The sequence below is a fragment of the Longitalea luteola genome, from assembly GCF_017356035.1.
Lineage (GTDB): Bacteria > Bacteroidota > Bacteroidia > Chitinophagales > Chitinophagaceae > Niastella > Niastella luteola.
This window is the reverse complement of the sequence record NZ_JAFIQX010000008.1, coordinates 225,380-247,205: the sequence shown is the minus strand read 5'-3', so window position 1 is coordinate 247,205 and position 21,826 is coordinate 225,380. Positions and strand designations below refer to the sequence as shown.

At 45.6% G+C, this 21,826-nt stretch carries 13 protein-coding genes; 7 read left to right on the top strand and 6 right to left on the bottom strand.

All coding sequences use genetic code 11. The features are described from left to right. Positions 1-1,032: 1,032 nt before the first annotated feature. From JUB15_RS19485 to JUB15_RS19470, 4 genes are all read right to left on the bottom strand, one after another. Positions 1,033-1,656: an RNA polymerase sigma-70 factor gene (locus JUB15_RS19485; protein ID WP_207514254.1), complete on the bottom strand. Its 624-nt coding sequence runs from the start codon at positions 1,654-1,656 to the stop codon at positions 1,033-1,035. An 828-nt stretch (positions 1,657-2,484) separates the two neighbouring features. Then, complete coding sequence (locus JUB15_RS19480; RefSeq protein WP_207514253.1) at positions 2,485-2,922, bottom strand: RES family NAD+ phosphorylase; 438 nt, start codon at positions 2,920-2,922, stop codon at positions 2,485-2,487. A gap of 18 nt (positions 2,923-2,940) precedes the next feature. Next, complete coding sequence (locus JUB15_RS19475; RefSeq protein ID WP_207514252.1) at positions 2,941-3,477, bottom strand: Xre family toxin-antitoxin system antitoxin; 537 nt, start codon at positions 3,475-3,477, stop codon at positions 2,941-2,943. Between the two features lie 113 nt (positions 3,478-3,590). Then, on the bottom strand, positions 3,591-4,622 hold the full coding sequence (locus JUB15_RS19470; RefSeq protein WP_207514251.1) for a GntR family transcriptional regulator: 1,032 nt from the start codon (positions 4,620-4,622) through the stop codon (positions 3,591-3,593). Positions 4,623-4,800: 178 nt separating this feature from the next. Between JUB15_RS19470 and rhaT the strand changes: the two genes are divergently transcribed. The 5 genes from rhaT (at position 4,801) to JUB15_RS19445 (ending at position 11,517) form a co-directional block, all read left to right on the top strand. Then, positions 4,801-5,889 (top strand): L-rhamnose/proton symporter RhaT, encoded by a 1,089-nt coding sequence (gene rhaT, locus JUB15_RS19465; RefSeq protein ID WP_207514249.1) that lies wholly within the window; start codon positions 4,801-4,803, stop codon positions 5,887-5,889. 118 nt (positions 5,890-6,007) lie between these two features. Beyond that, positions 6,008-8,131, top strand: coding sequence for a bifunctional aldolase/short-chain dehydrogenase (locus JUB15_RS19460; RefSeq protein WP_207514247.1), 2,124 nt, complete (start codon positions 6,008-6,010; stop codon positions 8,129-8,131). 144 nt (positions 8,132-8,275) lie between these two features. Further along, complete coding sequence (gene rhaM / locus JUB15_RS19455) at positions 8,276-8,590, top strand: L-rhamnose mutarotase (RefSeq protein WP_207514245.1); 315 nt, start codon at positions 8,276-8,278, stop codon at positions 8,588-8,590. 124 nt (positions 8,591-8,714) lie between these two features. Then, positions 8,715-9,989, top strand: coding sequence for a sugar isomerase (locus JUB15_RS19450; protein WP_207514244.1), 1,275 nt, complete (start codon positions 8,715-8,717; stop codon positions 9,987-9,989). Positions 9,990-10,116: 127 nt separating this feature from the next. Next, positions 10,117-11,517, top strand: coding sequence for an FGGY-family carbohydrate kinase (locus tag JUB15_RS19445; protein WP_207514242.1), 1,401 nt, complete (start codon positions 10,117-10,119; stop codon positions 11,515-11,517). Between the two features lie 70 nt (positions 11,518-11,587). On the opposite strand, the gene JUB15_RS19440 is transcribed toward JUB15_RS19445, so the two are convergent. Continuing rightward, the gene (locus JUB15_RS19440; protein WP_207514241.1) at positions 11,588-13,543 is read right to left on the bottom strand and encodes a RagB/SusD family nutrient uptake outer membrane protein; all 1,956 of its coding nucleotides are present in this window, start codon (positions 13,541-13,543) and stop codon (positions 11,588-11,590) included. A 32-nt stretch (positions 13,544-13,575) separates the two neighbouring features. Next, positions 13,576-16,695: a SusC/RagA family TonB-linked outer membrane protein gene (locus tag JUB15_RS19435; protein WP_207514240.1), complete on the bottom strand. Its 3,120-nt coding sequence runs from the start codon at positions 16,693-16,695 to the stop codon at positions 13,576-13,578. A gap of 417 nt (positions 16,696-17,112) precedes the next feature. On the opposite strand from JUB15_RS19435, the gene JUB15_RS19430 reads away from it, so the two are divergent. Both JUB15_RS19430 and JUB15_RS19425 read left to right on the top strand, forming a co-directional pair. Then, positions 17,113-18,462, top strand: coding sequence for a glycoside hydrolase family 88/105 protein (locus JUB15_RS19430; RefSeq protein WP_207514239.1), 1,350 nt, complete (start codon positions 17,113-17,115; stop codon positions 18,460-18,462). Positions 18,463-18,886: 424 nt separating this feature from the next. Beyond that, on the top strand, positions 18,887-21,688 hold the full coding sequence (locus JUB15_RS19425) for a family 78 glycoside hydrolase catalytic domain (protein ID WP_207514238.1): 2,802 nt from the start codon (positions 18,887-18,889) through the stop codon (positions 21,686-21,688). Positions 21,689-21,826: the final 138 nt, after the last annotated feature.

The window sequence follows — 21,826 nt, the reverse complement described above, 5'->3', positions numbered from 1 at the left end:
GCAATAGACAAAAGGCAATAAGCAATACTCAAAAGGAAAAAAGGCAGGAAGCAATAGATAATAGATAAAAGGTAAATAGGCTGTAAGCAGAACGCAAAAGGCAGGAACGGTAAGGAAAAAGGAAAGCCGGGTAAGACTACCCGGCCGTGGGGGATTCCTGCGCCTCTTCTGTACCAGGAAGAGGGATAATTGATGCACATGAGGAATGCGAATGAGAAAAAAACTACCTGATTGCTTTAGGTTAAAGATGTATATAAACCATTTCGGCATTGGTATGCCCGCATGGATGTACAAACCTTGCATTGTTTAACTAATCAGAAATGCCTTTGGAAAAATTCTACTAATGTGGAGCCTTTAGATGCTTTTGATGTAGTTAATACACGTATATAATGTGTATTAGATGGATTCGGTTTGAATGAATACCTGACGAGGCAGGGTATAAAGGCAATTACTTTATATAGAGATGTTCGAATTTTTAAAAAAAAGGGAGAGTAGAAACACTCCCTTGTAGTGACCCAACCAAACAGTCACATGAGATTCCCGCTCGACATTCCGTCTTCTCGTCTGGCTGAAAGAACGAAAAGTACAGATGCATACATCGGGCGGACAAAAAAGGCCTGATAAAGGCTACTTGTTCATTTATAGTTCAGGGTTAAGTTTGATACACGTAACAAATTAACCCCGTCGCACTAGTAAACACATAATACAGTGAGCAGTAATTTTTCTCGTTACTACATATTGCTATACTGTAATCTTCACTGTGTACAACAATCACTGTATGTTCTTAAATATTATTTAATAAAACTGCCAAAGTGTTTTAGATGGCTATACTTTTAAAACAATACTCATTAAATATATTCAAGCTTAAAGAACTTTGTATTTATATCCCGCACGGCCGAATAATTGCTAGTTTAGTATTAAAACAACTTTCCACGCCTTTATTACTATTCGAAATCAAAAAAAATTTAATAAAAATGGATAAATGGGTATTTACACCTATTCCGAGGCTGTTTTTTACCCTGAACTTGTTGTTTAGGCGGGAAGATTCATGTTTTGGCAGCTATCAGAAGTGACTCGTAACAGGGTACAAAGCAACAGGAAGGTCATGAGATCGCGGTTACGAAGCCTTAATTTTAATAATTGTATGGCTCTTGCTTTTTGATTTTTAACGGTGTGTACCGAAATGTTTAATAGCGTTGCAATTTCCTGGTTTTTTAAGCCTTCGAGATAGCCCAGTTTCAATACTTTCCCGCATTGCTCTGGCAGATTATTGATCTCATGCATTATTTCTCTCAAGACCTCCGCCCTGATCATTTCATTCAATACAAATTCCTCTTTTTCACCTGTTAAATAAGCCAGTTGTTTTTTGCTCAGTGAATCGCGTTTGGCCTGCTTCAAATAGTTCAGGCAGGCATTACGTACCGTGATGTACATAAATGCCTTTATATTCTGCAAGGTCTCAAAATCGGTTCGTTTGTGCCATAATTTTATAAAAGATTCTCCAACAATGTCTTCTGCAGCTGCCCTATCGGCCAGTAACCGCTCGGCAAAGAGGCACAAAGGATTATAGAACTGCTTTAACAATGATTGCAAAGCATCGGGACCTCCTTTTTTAAAAGACACGATAATATCATTCTCCAACGGAAGTGAACGCATCAGAAAGATTGTTTTTTGCTAACCTTGATAATAAAGTTCAACTAATTTACAACGAGTTACGGTAAATTATATACGCATCACGGGTATGGCATGCTCTTCTTGTTTCTGGTTATCAGGTTGGCATGGGGAACGGTCTTCTTTGTCAAAATAAGATAAGGTGAGCCGATGAGGGAGTGTATGTCATTTCTATATATCTTAAAAGCAAATTGCAACAGGCTCAATTATAAAAGATCGCTAAATCTCAAAATTACCAATGGAGATACAGGGTATCTGGTTACAAGATTACAGGTAAAAAACAAATTCTCAAAATCATGTACGGATTAATGTGACTTTTTTTAAGGGTAATTATCCCTGTAACAGTAACATAACCCTTGTTACGATCTACGCTTAGCTATAGCTTTCTGCAAGCTGCCTGCTCGTGTAATGAAAATACCGGGCCAGGAACAGCAGGCTGGTTTATAACCTTTAGTGTTTACCATTTATGATCTTCATCAGTAAACAAAGCCCAGGTTGAACCTGCCAACGACAGGCAACAACAACTCAAAAATGGGTGCTGCATAAGGCAATGCCTACTGATTGCAAAATCATTATTGCTTCAGCAGCATCAAACTACTGTAAGATGCTGCCTGTTTATTCATGCCGTTTATTAGCGCATAAGATGCATGCTCCTACGCTAACCCTGACGACAAAGCCGCCGCTGTTAACGCGAGGAAACGCATAGAACAGCATCTGGCAGAGCAATAGTTGCCTGCAGGCTTGCCCGGTGCCTGGATGAACCCGTAAACGCGAAGGTGTTGTAAGTTGATGTGTAAGTAGCGGTAACGTGCTCTACCCCTTATATCTTTCCACTTCAGTGATTTTTACCGAATTGAACAGTGGGTGTGAAATGTTAAGTATAAAATTATACTCCTGTTCTATGATCACTGATGGGATCTTTAGTAACAGGCTGTCATTTTTTGTTAGCAGTGCTGAGCCCATGTCCCTGCTTTCAGTACTATGCGGTCGCTGGAACCAGTTAGCTGGTAATTCATCGGCCGATAGCTCATGCACGGAATCGTCAGGCACTTCCAACGTGGTAAAGGAAAGGGTAGGAGGTATTTTGTCTATGCCTGTATGGGCTGCGTATTCCAACAGCGAAAGTGCCCTGCTTTCTGCCAAATAAATACAGGGAATGCCTTCATGGTTCCATCTTCCGCCATTCAACTTGGCTCCCATACCTGTAAGGTCATGGGCATATTTCGTTTTTCCGATCCGGTAAAGCAACATAATGGTGAAGCCGTTAGGTTAATATACACCGTATTCAATACGGCCTAATTCTTTTTTTACTTCTTCAATGCCATACAGCGTGTCAAGTAATTCGAGTGGTGCCTTACCACCCAATGTTAAACTCGGCAGTTTGATCCAGGCATTGAATCGCTCCTTGCCTTCAAGTACATCCCGACCATAATTAAGAAGCTCAGCTAAAAGCATTATGCGTTCGCTGGTAGGCTGATCGAACTTTTCATCGCCTTTCTTTTTAATAAGCGTAGTGCGGGATACCGATAGCAGGGTGCTCAGGGTGTGATAATCCAGATCGGTTTCTGATTTAATTGCTTCCAGTTGTTTTTTGGTGATACCATTTCTGATAATGCCGATCTTGTACTGGGAAGTTAATGAATCAAAATTAAAAGGCTCCGTAGTTTGCGTTTGTACACGGGGTGTAATTGCAGGCATCGGAGCGGAAAGGGTACCCGTTGGCGTATGATCATCTTCATAAGCGTGAGTAACCCCATTACCAGGAAAATGATTGGTATTAGCGTGGTGTTTTTTGTTTCCAGCCATAAGGTTAATGGTTTTCACCAAAGCTAATTAACTTTTTCCCGTTTTTGAACACCTATTCCCTCATCCGGCCATTTTTTGATTAAAAGCAATTTCTTTCTATTCTAGTATGTTCGTTATAGTGATGATCGCTGCGTGAGGTAAAAAGGGATTTCAATATGTTCGGTTGATTGTTCCAGTATAAGTTGTGCAGTTTTTTCCCCCATCATCTGAAAATCTGTGGAGATAGTTGTTATGCCATTGAGAATGATCTTTTTTAAAGGCGTTTCATTATACGATATCACGCCCACATGTTTGCCTACTTTTAATTTCGTAGCCAGGATTTTTTCTATCAGGATCACGAGGTCATTTTCCATCAGGTTAATAAATACTTCCCCTTCCTTGATCGGCTCATTGGCGATGTCGTGCACCACCTTATAGTTAAACGCATATTGCTGGCAGAAACGATAAAAACCTTTCAGGATCTCAACCGGGTGATAAGTATATTCCGGAAATATGATCTTTATCGTATGGTATTTGCTCAATGGTTCAAGCGACTGTTCGAGGGCGTCATAAATATCTTTTTCAAAATTTTCATACACGGCCCCGTATTTGCCATCCACACCCGGCACCAGTTTATCCATCAGTATCAGCTTTTCCTTAGGCAGGGTATTTATGATCTCAACGGCGTTTTCGCCTCCATCGAGGAAGTGGGGAATGATCACATAATGGCTGTAATCGTTCTTCTTGTTATGGATAAGCCTTTTGAAAAAAGCAAAGTCATTATTATATATGTAGAAATCTATGGAAGCCATTTCGCCCAGTGAGGCCACAAACGCATCATATATTATCTTTTTGTGCGGGCTCAGCTTATTGAATAGCAGAAATATTTTCAGGTGCTGGCCCACCTCGGTGTTCTTTACAAAGTAACCTTTGCCCGGCACCGAACCCAGAATGCCGATCTTTTTAAGGTGTTTGTAACCTTTTTCGGCCGTATCCCTCGAGATCTCGAACTCAAAGCTAAGTTCGTTAATAGATGGCAGCAGTTCATCTTTCTGGATCTTTCCCTCCCCAATGGCTTTAATAATAGAGTTGGCAAGCTGCAGGTATTTAGGGGTGGCAGAATAGTAATCGATAAATAAATGCTGAAATATGGAATCTTTTTTCATGATAACCTCGCATGATGTTCAATGGCTCATCAAACCCATCAAAATTAGTTAAAGCATTAAATATTAAGCTGGTTTTGTAAAAAAAGACCATGATGGACCATGATGGGCTAATAATCGGTAACTTATACTTTCACCTTTTTAATCCGGCAAAGGCTGGCCATATAGAAAATTGCTACAAATGAATGCTATTCTTGGAGTTATATTTCATTTTTTAGGAGGATTCGCATCCGGAAGTTTTTATATACCCTACAAAAAAGTTAAAGGTTGGGCCTGGGAAAGTTATTGGATCGTGGGTGGTTTGTTTTCCTGGTTAGTGGTGCCGCCATTAGCCGCCTGGCTTACCATCCCCAACTTTTCAGAAATCATCAGTCAGGCTGGTGGTAGCGTAATAGGCTATACGTTCTTATTTGGCATACTGTGGGGAATTGGCGGTTTAACCTATGGCCTGGGTGTCCGATACCTGGGTGTTTCGCTCGGCAGCAGCATTATCCTGGGCCTTTGCATGGTCTTTGGCTCCCTTATCCCGTCAATCTATTATGACATTTTCCCCGCAGCCGGCAAAGACACTTTCAGTGCCCTGGTAGGCACCACATGGGGCCTCACCGTTTTATTGGGACTGGCCGTATGTATAGTCGGAATTATTATCTGCGGCAAAGCCGGTACCCGTAAGGAAAAGGAGTTGTCGAAGGGCAGCCTCGATCCGCATGGTGTAGCGGTAAAGACCGAATACCGGTTCGGTCTGGGTTTACTGGTCTCTATCATTTCAGGGGTGCTAAGCGCCTGCTTCAATTTCGGACTGGAAGCCGGCAAGCCCATGGCCGATGTAGCCAATACACTGTGGAAGACAGCCAACCCCGGCGAGGGGGAGTTCCTGTATCAGAACAATGTTACCTATGTGGTAGTGTTATGGGGTGGTTTAACTACTAACTTTATCTGGTGTATGATCCTGAATGCCCGCAACAGAACATTTGGCGATTACACCAATAAGAAAACCCCGCTGCTGCGTAATTACATATTCTCGGCACTGGCCGGTACAACCTGGTTTCTGCAATTCTTTTTCTATGGCATGGGAGAAAGCAAACTGGGCAATGGCCCCAGCAGCTGGATCCTGCATATGGCCTTCATTATCTTAATAGCCAATGCGTGGGGATTGATACTGAAAGAATGGGCAGGTGTAAGCAAGAAAACTAAAACAACGGTTATTATAGGCATTATTACCATCATTTTATCAGTACTGTTGGTGGGATATGGTAATTCGCTGAAGTAATAATATCAATGAAGGGTGCCACGGTTCGAGGAGGTGTGCCACACCTTTTTACCGCAGCCCAGAAGGTGTGGCACACCGCAGAAGATAATATTTAAACGAACAAAATAAAGAACAGACTATGTCAGCAACAAGTGCAGTAAAGTTTAAGCATGTAAGCTATTTGTGGGACGAAGCCAAAGCGGCCTCCCTGAAGGGCGATGAAGTAGCATTGTTAATTTACCGGAGTAATCTGTTGGGCGCCGATCTGCGTCTTACCAACTACGGTGGTGGCAATACTTCCTGCAAAGCCATCGCAAAAGACCCCTTAACCGGTAAAGAAACTGAAGTGATGTGGATCAAAGGGTCTGGGGGCGACCTGGGCACCATGAAGAAAAGCGGTCTTGCTGCCTTATATGTTGATCGTTTACGCAGCCTTAAAAATGTTTACCGGGGTATCGAACATGAAGATGAGATGGTAGAATTGTTCAATCACTGCATTTTCGACCTGGCGTCAAAAGCGCCTTCCATCGATACGCCGCTGCATGGTTTCCTTCCTTTCAAACACATCGATCACCTGCATCCTGATGCGGCCATCGCCATTGCTGCAGCAAAGGATGGTAAAAAGATAACCCAGGAATTATTCAACGGTACAATAGGTTGGGTTGAATGGCAGCGTCCTGGTTTCGACCTGGGCCTGAAACTCGCAAAATGCCTGGAAGAAAACCCCGGCATCCGCGGTATCATGCTCGGCTCACATGGTTTGTTCACCTGGGGCGATACAGCGTACGAAAGCTATATCAATACCCTGGAAGTGATTGAGCGTTGCGCAGAATACATCGAGGAAAAAGTGCGCCAACAGAAAGCTGTTTTCGGCGGTGCTAAAGTTACTTCCCTGCCTGCTGCCCAACGTACATCACAAGCTGCCGCCCTGGCGCCTGTATTACGTGGTTTTTGCTCGAGCTACCAGAAAATGGTGGGCCATTTCACCGATGATGAAAGGGTATTGAACTTCATCAACTCGAAAGACCTCGAGAAACTGGGACCCATGGGTACCAGCTGCCCCGACCACTTCCTGCGTACAAAGATCAGTCCGCTCGTGTTGAACCTGACACCCAACGAAGACCTGAGCGATGTAAGCAAGATCAAAGAGAAACTGACACCGCAGTTCGAAGCATACCGTGCTATGTATGCAGACTATTACAATACCTGCAAACATCCTAACAGTCCGGCTATGCGCGATCCCAACCCGGTGGTGATCCTGTACCCCGGCGTAGGTATGTTCACTTTCTCGAAAGACAAACAAACTGCCCGGGTGGCTGCAGAGTTCTACATCAACGCCATTAACGTAATGCGTGGTGCCGAAGCCATCTCTGAATATACTTCACTGCCTCGCCAGGAGGCTTTTAATATCGAATACTGGTTGCTGGAAGAAGCCAAGCTGCAACGTATGCCCAAGCCAAAAGCTTTGTCGGGCCGCATTGCGCTGGTAACCGGTAGTGCTGGTGGAATAGGGAAAGCTATAGCCAAAAAATTTGCCGACGAAGGCGCCTGTGTGATCATTAATGACAATGATGCGCAACGCCTCGAAGGAGCAAAAGAAGATTTCAACAAATCATACGGTAAAGACGTATTTACCGCCGTTGTTCTGGATGTTACCAAAGCCAGTGATATTAAAGGCGCCTGCGATGCAGCAGCCCTCGCGTTCGGTGGTTTGGACATCGTAGTTAACTGTGCCGGTTTATCTATTTCAAAGCCCATTGAAGAACATACCGAGAAGGACTGGGATATCCTGTACGATGTGCTGGTAAAAGGTCAGTTCTTTGTAACCCAGGCTGGCGTTGAAGTGATGCGCAAACAGGGTATCGGCGGCGATGTGATCAACATCGTAAGCAAGAACGCCCTGATGAGCGGCCCCAACAATGCCGGTTACGGTTCTGCAAAAGCTGCCCAGTTACACCTGAGCCGCCTGAATGCGGCCGAATTGGGTAAGGACCATATCCGGGTGAATGTGGTGAACCCCGATGCGGTTATTTCTGACAGTAAAATATGGGAAGGTGCATGGGCTGAAGGACGCGCCAAAGCGTATGGCATTAAAGTAGAAGAATTACCTGCTTACTATGCCAAACGCACCCTGCTCAACGAGATCATATTACCTGAAGACATCGCTAATGCCTGCTTCGCAGTTACAGGTGGTTTGTTGAACAAATCAACCGGTAATGTCATCAATGTTGATGGCGGTGTAGCTACGGCGTTTGTAAGATAATTAACCGTTTGTGGTTTGTGGTTTGTAGTTTGTTGTTGCTTCGCGCTTTGGGATGGCCGGTAAAATCAGTCATAAGCCATTAGTAGCGAAGCTGCACTCGAATAACTACAAACCACGAACTACAAACCACAAACAACATTTGCTATGCCAAGAGTTGCCATCAAAATGCAGTTATTCAAAGGCCAGGAAGCCGAATACAAAAAACGTCATGACGCTTTATGGCCCGAATTGAAAGAGCTATTGCATGCAGCCGGCATCAGTGAATATTCGATCTTTTTGGATGAAACCACCAACAGCCTGTTCGGTGTACTACATGTGAACGATCCGGCTGCGCTGGATGACTTACCTGCACACCCCGTTATGCAGAAATGGTGGGCGTACATGAAAGATATCATGGAGAGTAATGCAGATAACTCACCAGTTACTGTTCCTTTAAAGGAAGTGTTTTATCTGCCTTAGTCAGAAGCCGGAAGTCAGAGGTGACATCGACTTCCGGCATGGGCTTCGCCCCACTTTCAGTGTAAAGCACCCTAAGAACCAGGATCAGTCAAGTAATAAGTAAACACATAAAAAACGATTGCGTATGCAGATCGATAAGTATAAAATAGACGAGTTTAATAATAGTCTTTTAAAAGAACATAAACGCCGGTTCGAATTTGCCGCAGAAGGTGTTTCCGGTTTAGATGGTATCCTGAAAAAACTGGTTGACTTCCAGATTGCCATTCCCAGCTGGGCGTTGGGCACTGGCGGAACCCGTTTCGGCCGCTTTTCCGGCGGTGGCGAACCCCGCACACTCGAAGAAAAGATCGAAGATGTAGGTTTGTTACACAGCCTCAACAAAAGCGGCGGCGCTATTTCCCTGCACATTCCCTGGGATATTCCAAAAGATGCCAAAGCCATCAAAGCGCTGGCAGCGCAGCACGGTTTACGTTTCGACGCTGTAAACTCCAATACTTTCCAGGATCAGCCCGATCAAAAGCTGAGTTACAAATTCGGTTCCCTGCAGCATGTTGATAAAGCAACCCGCAAACAGGCGATCGATCATAATATTGAAGTAATAAAACACGGGGTAGAACTGGGCTCGGATTCTATCACCGTTTGGTTATCAGATGGTAGCAGTTTCCCCGGTCAGTTGAATTTCCGCAAGGCATTTCAACGCACCCTCGAAAGCCTGCAGGAGATCTATGCAGCGCTGCCCGATAACTGGAAAATGTTCGTTGAGTACAAAGCCTTTGAACCAAACTTTTACTCGATGACGGTGGGCGACTGGGGCCAATCGCTCCTGTATGCCAGCAAGCTGGGTCCCAAAGCCTATACGCTGGTTGACCTCGGCCATCATTTGCCCAATGCCAACATCGAGCAGATCGTTGCCCTGTTGCTGAACGAAGGCAAACTCGGCGGTTTCCACTTCAATGATTCCAAATATGGCGACGATGACCTTACTGTCGGCAGCATCAATCCTTACCAGCTGTTCCTGATCTTCAATGAACTGGTAGAAGGTATGGATGCCCGTGGTATGCAACATGCTACCGATCTGGGATGGATGATCGATGCATCGCACAACGTAAAAGATCCGCTGGAAGATCTGCTGCAATCGGTAGAAGCCATCAAGATCGCTTATGCACAGGCCCTGCTGGTAGATACCAAAGCCTTGCAGGCCGCCCAGGAAGCAAGCGATGTGGCCAAAGCCCAGGAAATTCTGCAACAGGCTTACCGTACAGATGTACGTGCCCTCGTGGCTGAAGCGCGTATGCGTGCCGGAGGTGCTTTGCAGCCATTGCAATTGTATCGTCAGTTGAAAGTAAGAGAGAATCTGATAAAAGAGCGCGGTCAAAAGACTGTTGCTACTGGATTATAAAAAGCTGTTACAGGTTACAGGTTTCAAGTTACAGGTGAAAAGATTGGCAAACCCTGTAACCTGTAACTTGCAACCTGTAACTCTTTAATAATACTACGAAAGAACAAGTGAGAGAAAAAGCGTCCTAATGAACAAAACTCCCGTTATAGCAATATTCGACATTGGCAAGACCAATAAAAAGTTATTTCTTTTTGATGAGCAGTATAATATTGTGCTGGAGAAAACTGAGCAGTTTGATGAAGTAAAGGATGAAGACGGCGACGCCTGTGAAGACCTGACGGCCCTTACCAAATGGGTGCATGCCTGTTTGCACGAGGTGTTCCAGGACAACCGCTTCCTGGTGCGTGCCCTGAATTTCAGCACCTATGGCGCCAGTTTTGTTCATATCGATAAGGAAGGCAAACCCGCTGCCCCGCTGTACAATTACCTGAAGCCATATCCTGCCAAATTGCAGGAGGAATTTTACAAAAAATATGGTGGCGAAATAGCTTTCTCCATTCATACGGCCTCACCGGTATTGGGCAATCTGAACTCAGGTTTGCAGTTATACCGGCTGAAATACCAAAAGCCGGAACTCTTCGATCAGATCAATTATTCCCTTCACTTACCACAGTACATGAGCTACCTGGTCACCGGCCGTGCATATAGCGATATCACGAGCATTGGCTGCCACACCGGCTTATGGAATTTTCCGCAGAACCATTACCACGAATGGATCTACCGCGAAGCCATCAATGAGAAACTGGCGGCTATTTTTCCGTCGGACCAGTTGATGCCTTCCCAATTATATGGACAGGCCCTGCTTACCGGGGTGGGGTTACATGACAGCTCTGCTGCCCTGATCCCTTACCTGTTTCACTTCACCGAACCTTTTGTTTTGTTATCTACCGGTACCTGGTGTATCAGTCTAAACCCGTTCAACCAAACGAGGCTCACCTACGAAGAGCTGCAACAGGACTGTTTGTGTTATATGGAGTACAGGGGCAAACCTATTAAAGCTTCGCGCCTGTTTGCCGGGTATGAACATGAGCAACAAACCAAACGCCTGGCTGCGCACTTTAACGTAGCCCTGGATTATTATAAGCAGGTAGCGTTTAATGCCGACCTCTTGTCTGGCTTTACCCAAACAGCAAACGCCGAGGCCACTAAAGCCGGTAAAACCGCCATGGTGCAGGAATCGGTCTTTGGCGCCCGCGATCTTAACAGCTTTGCTACTTACGAAGCAGCCTACCACCAGTTTATGGCCGACCTCATGAGCCAGCAGGTGGCCTCGTTGAACCTGGTACTGCATAACAGTCCGGTCAAAAAGATCTTTGTCGATGGCGGGTTCAGCCGCAATCCATTATACATGAATTTGCTGGCGAATGCTTTTCCCAAACACGAAGTATATGCGGCCTCCATGGCGCAGGCCTCGGCAATGGGCGCTGCTTTGTCGGTTCACTCATCGTGGAATAAGAGCAATCCTTCCTCAGATCTTATTGAACTGAAGGCATACAGCGGCGTTCATAGTTCAAAGTTCATAGCTTAAATTTCAAAGTATAAAAGTAAAGGTGTGCCGCACTTTGGAAGTGTAGCACACCTTAAGTTTTTCACGGCGGTCAATAGCCGGCGTTTTGCTGCGATTGTTTTTCCTCGGGCGTCAACGCTTTTCCGTTTAGTTGAATGCCATCGAGGTAAGTTTGTGGGATCGCTCGCAACAGGTGGTGTTCCCTGACATTAGGGGCTGCCTGCGAATTAAATGCCTTCACCCGCTGAACCAGGGTCTTTGTTCTTGAGAGATCTTCCCAGCGTTTATATTCGCCACAGAGCTCGCGAGAACGTTCATTCAGTATAAGCGCCAGCATTCTGTCATACGTGCCGCTTATTCCTAACGTAGCGATCACATATTCGTCGCTGGCAGGAAGTGTATTAATGTCGGTAATAGCCAGGTTTGTAGCAGCTGTTGTTACAGGAATGTTATTCGATTCGTAATATGAATTTTCGGCCATGAAAGAATTGATATCAGGGTTTTGGCCTGAAGTGGAGGCGCCCAGCGCTCCGCCTCCGTCATAATACGCGGCGCGGTCTTCACCGGTTACAAATTGCGCACGAACGCGAACTGCATTAATATAGGGCAATGCATCGGTATAAGCGCCGGTACCTGCTTTTGCCAACCTTATTTTGGCTTCCGCTGCAATCAGGTAAGTTTCTGCCGAGCGTGCCAGGTTCAGATCACGCAGTCCCCTGGTTTCGTTGAAACCTATTCTTGAACCATCCATATGTTTGCTACAGGACGGAAACCGAACATCGGCCTCCATGGCGCCGTTTGTTGTTCTGCCTGCAGGGAAAGCGATATAGGCGTTCGGAATTGTTTTTCCTGTTTTGGAATAAACAACAACGTCGTTGAGCTTGAAATTGGAAAAGCGGTTATCGCCGGGTTGGTTTATAATGTAGATTATACCGAGATCACCGTTGACATAATAATTGCCTGCTGACTTGTTCAACCTGCTTTTTGTTCTGAAGCTTTTCCAGAACCGGGAGTCGTTCACCTGGTCATATACCCTGTATAGGTAGTAATTGGTGCGCAAACGGCTGAACGGCCTGTCGCCGGTAACATCCCGTTGCATTTGAGGAATATCGTCATAACGGGATGCCCAGTACAGGTGTTGTTGATTGGTACCGTTGGTAGAAACGTCTGCGGTGAATTGCGCGGAAAGAATGAGCTCCGGCAGTCTTTCGTTTGGTCCATCAGGGGCGGTATAGTTCCAAAGGTTTGCGAAGTTAGTGGTCAATGGATGCCTGGAAATAACTTCATCACACAACGGGATGATCGCAGCCAGATCGGCTGCTTTGGTGGCCGAGTTCCAGGAATCATTGATCTCGCTGGCTCGGAACAGGTACGCTTTCGCTAAATAGTGGGCTGCTGCATCTTTTGTGATCTTTGCCGGTGCATTTGTATTAGGTAAAAGATCATAGGCCTTTTTGAAATCGTCTATTATCTGTTTGTAAACTTCTTCAGGGGAAGCCCTGGTAAACTCCTTTTCAACAGCGGTACTCGGTGTGGTCTTCAGCGGAACTGCACCATACTGGGAAACGAGTCTGAGGTAACAGTATGCTCTGAAGAAATAGCCTTCGCCCAGCGCTGTTTTTTTGATGGCATCAGCGCCGGAAGTACTGGCCGTTGCATTCTCGATCAGCAGGTTGGCATCACCTATTCCGATATAAAGGTTATCCCACTGCGCGTTGGCAAATTGGGTATTCGCATTGTTTATGGTAACAATAGACCTGAACCCGACATCATAATTGTTCCATACGCCATTCGACCCGTCGCCGCCTACCATAAACTCATCCACCCCGTAGTTTTGGGTACAATATGGCCATTCAGTGCTAAACGGTAAATTGAAGACCTGGTAATAAGTGCCTGTTGCAAGCTGCAGGATACCGGCATCGGTCTTTAGAAAGTCCATATCTCTGGCTGTCGTGAGTTCCTCATTCAGGAATTCTTTTTTGCAGGACGACATAAAGATCAGGCCTGAAAGAAAGGATATCTTGACAATTAACTGTAATGATTTCATGCTGATGATTTTTTTAACGTTACACTTTCTGGTTAGAATGTTGCGTTCAATCCGAATGTGATACCTCTGTTGTAGGTAGCACCATTAAAAGCAGGAGTAACGGTGACTACATCCATATCGAGCCAGTCGATCTTCGAAAAAAGCATCCCGGGATTAGCGATCTGGACATACGCTTTTAAATTCGACAAGCCCGTTTTTTTCAACGCCTTGCCGGTCAGGCTGTATCCGAGTGATATATTGCGGATCTTGATAAATGAAGCATCTTTAAAACCCAACACCACCGAGTATGGATCACCGGTTGCCTCAGTATGTATTGGTTTCTGGTATTCAGCATTCGTATTGTTCTCATTATAATAACTGATCGCCCGCTGGGTGCCGCGAGCGGTTTGTGCTTCGCCACCGGTATTGTAGAGGTATTTTAAACGGCCATACAGGAAAATGGAAAACTCGAACGATTTGAATGAGACAGTATTGGTCATTCCCACAATCCATCTTGGCCTTGTATTCCCAATGATCGTCCGGTCATTATTGGGGTCTATCTTTTTATCGTCATTGATATCAACAGGTCTTGCGCTTCCGGGGGTGAAATTCGTTCCATTAGCGTTAAACTGTTTGTAAGCAGCTGAATCTTCCAGATGCCAGATGCCGGCGCCCTGGAAATTGTAGATCACCTCAATAGGCTGACCTATAAACCAGTTGTTATTGATATCATCCTGCTTGCCATTCGCTAACGAAACGATCTTGTCTTTTTGCCACGAAATACTGGCATTGGTTGTCCAGGTAAGATTCTTTGTCCTGATATTAACAGATGTTAAACTCAGATCCATTCCTTTATTGGCTGTTTGCCCAACATTTGCAAATGTTTGCGGATAACCGGTAACAGTTGGAATAGACATTTGCATTAACAGATCTTTTGTACTTGATGTATATACGTCAATGCTTCCAAAGATCCTTCTGTTCAGCACAGAAAAGTCGATTCCCACATTATATTGCGTCGTTTTTTCCCAGCCCAACGACTGATTGGCCAAAGTTAGTGAAGGAATAACGCCTGGCGTGATAGTGGATGTGTAGGGGTAAAAGAGCGAGGTGAGGGGCCCCTGGGTAGCATATGGACTAATAGCGGAGTTTCCGGTAACGCCAACGCCAAACCGTAGCTTAAGGTCATTCAGCCAGGTTGCATTCTGCATAAATCTTTCTTCATTCATTTTCCAGGCAACAGCCATAGATGGGAACCAGGAATACTTATGACCTTCGGCCAGCTGGGAGGCGCCATCGCGCCGGGCAGATACCGTCAGCACATACTTGTCGTTAAACGTATAGTTTATACGGGCCATAAAAGACTGTAACTGGCTTTCGGTGAGTCCTGACGTATATCCGGTGAGGTTATTGGCCGGAATATAGCTTTTGGATAACGCGTTCCAGCGCTGGCTTCCAAAAGCAATTCCGTTGGCAGCGATATAACTGCTGTCTGATTTAAACTTCGTTTGGCTGCCCAGCAAAGTCAGCCCTATATCATGCCGGCCGATGGTTTTATTATAATAGATCAGGTGATCGAGGGTATAAGAGAATGTTTGCGCCTTCGTAAGCGAAGCAGAACTTATACCGGTACTGATCACCGAATTTGGGTCTATGTACGTTCCATCCCGATAGGTGGAAAAGTCGGGCCCGAAGTTCACTCTGTATTTCAATCCATCCAATGCGGAATGAATACTTCCAAGGTCAAGCTGGCCATAAAAGCTACCGAATGCGCGCAGCGTTGTTCTTTGGTCCTGATTCAGCGTCCATTCGTCAGCCACATTTTTAAAGGCAATATCACCACCTGGATAAATGATCCGGTTTCCCGCAGAATCAAACGGTACCGCATACGGGAACAGCGCTCTTGCCGATTCAAAAACGCTGTGCGATGACTGTGTTGTTGTGGCGCCTGTTCTTGATTGTCCATATTCCTGTATACTGTAAGCAACTGTCATGTTAGTACCGAATGAAAACCATTTGGTAGCATTTATGTCAACATTTACGTTGGCGTTATATCTTTTAAAACTTTGTCCTTTTTGTGTACCTGTATTGTCGAGATAGCCAAATGAACCGTAGGCTTTTGCTTTTTCACTTCCTCCGCCAGCGCTGAGGGTGAGGTTCTTTGTAATGCCGGTCTGACTTACCATTCCAAACCAATCCGTTGTTTGCACCTGAGATCCATCCCATGTTCCCGAAGCCCACCCCCTGGCAATATTCGCCCAGGCCGAAGGATCGCTGGTGGCCAGGAAAATACTTCTGTCATGAGCAATATTAGGCTGATCACCACGCGGATTTACCGCCGGGTTCTTGTAGTAATAGGCCCAGCGGCGAAAGGTGATATAATCTGCGGCATTGAACATTTCCATTCTATTCACGATCTCTTCTGCGGTAGTGGCAAGATTCAGGTTCAGCGATGCTTTACCCACTTTGCCCTGTTTGGTAGTTACGATCACCACGCCGTTGGCGCCGCGGGAGCCGTAAATGGCGGTCGCAGAGGCGTCTTTCAATACATCGATGGATTCAATATCATTCGGATTTATGTATTCAATGCCGCCGGTCATCAGGGGAATGCCGTCGACAACGTACAGCGGTGAATTGGATGCCGTTAAAGACCGTACGCCGCGGACATTCACGGTGGCCACCGTGCCGGGGCGTTCTGTGGAACTGATATCAACACCGGCTACCTTTCCCTGCATGGCCTGCAAGGCATCATTTACCGGCCTTGATTTAATGTCTTTTTCATTGATGCCGGCAACAGCGCCTGTCACATCCCGCTTTTTAACAGCGCCGTAACCTATGACCACCACCTGGTCCATGGCGTTATCACCAGCACTCATTACGACATTCACTTGTGCTTTATTTTCTATTGGTACTTCTCTCGAAATAAATCCAACAGAACTGAATAGTAACACTGCACTTCCTGAAGGTGCATTAATGGAGAATGTTCCATCCTGCTTTGTTGCTGTTGCAACTTTAGTGCCTTTGACCTGAACAGTAACACCTTGCAGGGGGGCACCTGTATTGTCTGTTATTTTGCCTGTTACCGGAAAATTGTTTTGTGCGAAGGAGAAAATAGCAAATAGCTTAAGTAGCGAAATGAGCAGGACATTTCGCCTGATAGCAATCGTTTTTTTCATAATAAGCTGTTAGGATGTTTAATTTATTATGTATACGTAAGTTATCTTATCCTATGCCTAAAATCATCCTGAACTATCCTGATAGAATAACCGCAGTTTCATTTTGTCTTGTATTAACAAATGCTGTAATGTGCTTAACTTAAGAATCCATTTTGAGCGTGGCCGGATTACCTGTCTGTACTGTATTTCAGGATTGCACAGGATTGTTAAAACACCATGTACTTTTATTTTTAATTAATTTGTAAGGGTATGGATGTAAGGGTAAATGCATTCCTGTTCGTATCATAGAAATGCGCTGTAACCCCGGTTGTCACCGGGGCAACCCTGCATGCCGTTAACTTGCAACCGGCAATTTTATTTTGTATTGACCGGTACCTGGTAACAGTTGACCGGTAACCATTTACGATAAGCAACCATATGAATAAGATCACCAGTGCTTTACTCGCTTCATTGTTTATTACAACAACGACTTTTTCCCAGGGCAAACCCGGCACCGATGTTACCGCTCCATTACATGCATTGCAACCTGATTATCCAGTGCCTTATGCAGCCATGAGTGAGGGGGATATCAAAAAGGTGCTCGATAAAGTGTTCAATTACCTCGATGCGGTTACCCCGGCGCAAATGATCAACAAACATACAGGGCAGGAGGTGACCGATGCTACGAGTTTCGATACGGCCTATGGTATTAAACCCGGCGATTTCCGGCTTACTGCCTATGAATGGGGCGTTACCTATAGCGGTATGTTGCTGGCTGCGGAAACCAGCGGAGACACCCGGTACAGCGATTATGTAAAACAACGGCTGGCATTTATTGCCAAATGGGTACCGGCCATTAAAAAGAAAGCGGGCGAAGGTTCGCTGAAAGGGAACTATGTCTTCCGCCAACCCGTGGAGCCCCATGCGCTCGATGATGCCGGTGCCGTATGCGCTGCGATGATCAAAGCCACACGCAGCGGCCTCAACAAAGAGCTGCGTCCGTTAATTGATAATTATATCAACTACATAAGTCAAAAAGAATTCCGGCTCACAGACGGAACGCTGGCACGCAATCGTCCTCAAAAAAATACCATCTGGTTAGACGACCTGTACATGAGTGTGCCGGCGCTGGCGCAAATGGGTAAGCTTACCGGACAAACCGCCTATTATGACGATGCTGTGAAGCAGATCCGGCAGTTCACACAACGCATGTTCGATAAAGAAAAAGGATTGTACATGCATGGCTGGGTACAGGATATGAACCCGCATCCTGCTTTTTATTGGGGCCGCGCCAATGGCTGGGCCATTATGGCGATGGTAGAATTGCTGGATGTATTGCCGGAGAATCATCCGGGCCGTTCCTTTGTATTACAGCAATTACAGGCGCATGCCAAAGGACTGGCAGCGTATCAATCCGGTTCCGGTTTTTGGCACCAGTTATTGAACCGTACCGATTCATACCTGGAAACATCCGCCACCGCTATTTATGCATACTGCCTGGCACATGCTGTTAATAAAGGCTGGTTAGATGCCAAAGCGTATGCCCCAATGGCCATGCTGGCCTGGAATGCAGTAACCACCAAAATAAACCCTACCGGCCAGGTAGAAGGGGTATGTGTAGGCACTGGTATGGCATTCGATCCTGCATTTTATTATCACCGGCCGGTGAATGTTTATGCAGCCCATGGTTATGGACCGGTGTTACTTGCTGGTGCAGAAATGCTGCGGTTGGTTAAAAAGGATCCATTCAAAATAAATGATAGCTCATTACAGTATTATACTCCCTAATTATTGAGTTGCCAGGTTATTGACTTCTTAAATGCATGACTTATTAAGTGTGTATGCCACCATTCATGGCCAAAGCACGTTTGGAAGAGAGCGGCCGCGTAGCAATATGAACGTAGAAGTGAGTGATTACGCCTAAAGAATGGGAGAGGTACAACAGGTGATAGCAGCACTTTGTTGGCAAAAAAGTGCCCCAGAACACTGGAACCTGTAACCTGGAACCTGTAACTTATACGGGATTTGCCGTTTCACGTTTTTGTTATTACTTTGGCCCGCCTGTAGACCAGCACATTAGTTAATTCTTTTGTTGTTATTACGAGTCTTGTGTTCGTATTTTTACGTTTACTGATTTTGATTTGATATAATAATGGTAAGCTATTATCGTTTTCCATTACCAGAAAACCCATTCAATATCTTATAAGGCAATATGAAAAAAAGTACCATCATCGCCTCTTTTTTCCTGTTGGTTGGATCTGTACCCGTTTTCGCACAAACAGCAAAACCCGTAGTGGTTAATCCCCGTGTAGAGAACCTGACCAATCCCGCAGGCATTGAAACCCTGCAGCCGCGCTTAAGCTGGCAAATTAACAGTACCGCACGTGCCGTTATGCAAACGCGCTATCGCATCCTGGTGGCCGATGACCTGGCCAAACTGGCAGCTAATACCGGTAACATTTGGGATAGCAAGGAAGTGAACAGTGAACAATCGCTGTGGGTACCCTATGCCGGTAAACCATTGGTGGCAGGTCAAACCTACTACTGGAAGGTGATGGTTTGGGACAACCAGGGGGCTATGTCAGACTGGAGCAGCGATACGGCCAGGTTTCAAATGGGTTTGTTACAACCGGCCGACTGGAGCAATGCGCAATGGATCGGTTATGATGAGCTGGATGCGTCCAAACGCTATGTGCCCGGCATTCATTCACCCGGCTCCAGCAAGGAATACAAATCGCTTGTAAGCGGTAACCACGTATTGCCTTTATTACGGAAATCATTTACCGTAAGCAAACCGGTTAAAAAAGCAACTGCCTTTATTACTGGTTTAGGCCAGTATGAACTGCATATCAATGGCCAGAAAATCGGCGATCAGTTCCTGGCGCCCGGCTGGACCAATTACGATAAACGTGTTTTATACAACGTGCTCGATGTAACCAGTCAGCTCACCAATGGCAACAATGCCATTGGCGTAATGCTGGGCAATGGTTTTTACAACGTTCCCAACGAGCGTTACCGTAAAGCCTTGCTGGCTTATGGTAATCCCAAAATGATCATGAAGCTGTTGGTGGAATATACAGATGGCACGAAGTCAGAAATTATCTCAGACAACAGCTGGAAAACAGCACCGGGCCCTATCACTTTCTCCAGCATCTATGCGGGTGAAGAATACAATGCTACCCTCGAACAGGATGGCTGGGATAAAGCTTCCTTCAATGATGGCGCCTGGAAAGCGGCTGTTGTGGTAAAAGCCCCCACTGGTAAACTGATCGCTGAAACCGGTACACCGGTAAAAGTGATGGCTACCATTGCTCCGCAAAAATGCGACAAGAACAGTGACACTACCGTATTGTTCGATTTTGGCCAGAATGCAAGCGGTATTGTAAAAATTACCGTACGGGGTGAAAAAGGACAGGTGATCAGGATCTATCCCGGTGAGCTGATCGATGCCGAGAAACGCATCAACCAGAAGAACAGTGGCCGCCCTTATTATTTTTCATATACCTGTAAAGGAACCGGTGATGAAGAATTTACGCCGCGCTTTTCTTATTATGGCTTCCGGTATGCCGAAGTTTCGAACGCAGCACCGGATTCAATAAAAGGGAAAAAGCTGAAAGCGGTGATCACCGATATCAAGATGTTGCATACCCGCAATTCGGCTCCCCAGATAGGTAAGTTTGATAGCAGGGAAGACCTGATGAATGAAACCTATGCACTGATCGACTGGGCCATTCGCAGCAATATGCAAAGTGTGCTCACTGACTGTCCGCACCGCGAAAAACTGGGCTGGCTCGAGCAGACCTACCTCATGGGGGAAAGCATTCACTTCAACTACGATATTTACAGTTTGTACAAAAAGATCGTAGCCGATATGATGACTGATCAAATCACCGACGGACTGGTGCCCACTATTGCGCCGGAGTATGTGGTGTTTGATAAAGACTTGAAAGACTTCCGCGATTCGCCCGAGTGGGGAAGTGCTGCAGTTATATTACCCTGGTTAATGTACCAATGGTATGGCGACAAATCCGTAATGCAGGAAGCATGGCCCATGATGACGAAATACGTGGCTTACCTGAAGTCAAAAGCGAACGGACATATCCTGTCGCATGGCCTGGGCGACTGGTACGATATAGGGCCTAACCCTCCCGGCTTTGCACAGTTGACACCGAAGGAACTGACTGCAACCGCCATCTATTATTATGACCTTGACCTGTTGTCGAAAATGGCGAAGCTGATGAATAAATCAGCGGAAGCTACGCAATACGCAGCACAGGCGGCGGAAGTAAAAAAAGCATTCAATGCCAAATTCTACGATGCGGCTACAAAGAAATATGCAACCGGCAGCCAGACGGCTATGGCTATGCCATTAGCGGTTGGACTGGTTGAGGAAGCCAACAAAGCGGCTGTACTGGATGCGCTGAAAACCGACATCATTGCCAATGAAAGCGCGCTTACAGCGGGAGACATCGGTTTCCACTTCCTGGTAGATGCGCTTACAAAAAATGGCTCAGCACAACTGGTATATGATATGAACAGTGATGATAAGGTGCCGGGTTATGGATTTCAACTGAAGAAAGGCGCCACTGCATTGACTGAATCATGGCAGGCGCTGGATACAAAATCAAACAACCACCTGATGCTGGGCCACCTCATGCAATGGTTTTTTGATGGCGTGGGAGGAATTAAGCAAGAGGATACATCAACTGCTTATAAGAACTTCATCATTGCCCCCGAACCGATCCTGGGGCTTGATAAAGGGAATGTGTCGTTTAATTCGCCTTACGGTAGAATTTATTCTGAGTGGGACCACCAGTATTCGTTCCGGGTATTTACCATACAGGTACCGGTGAATACAACGGCTACGATCTATCTGCCCACACCGCCCAATAAAACCATCCTGGAAAGTAATACGCCACTGGCCATGCACCGTGAAATCAAGAACATGGGCTACCAGAATGGAAGGCAGGTATTCAAGATCGGGTCTGGAAAGTATAAGTTTATTATCAGATAGTTTAAATCACGAAAATAACGTTCAAAAAAGGTGTACCAGCTTGGCTACACCTTTTTTATTTGCACATCTATTGGTTAAAACAACACAGTTATTGCCTAATCTGCACGCTTATACATTTCCGTCGTTCTACTTTTTTTA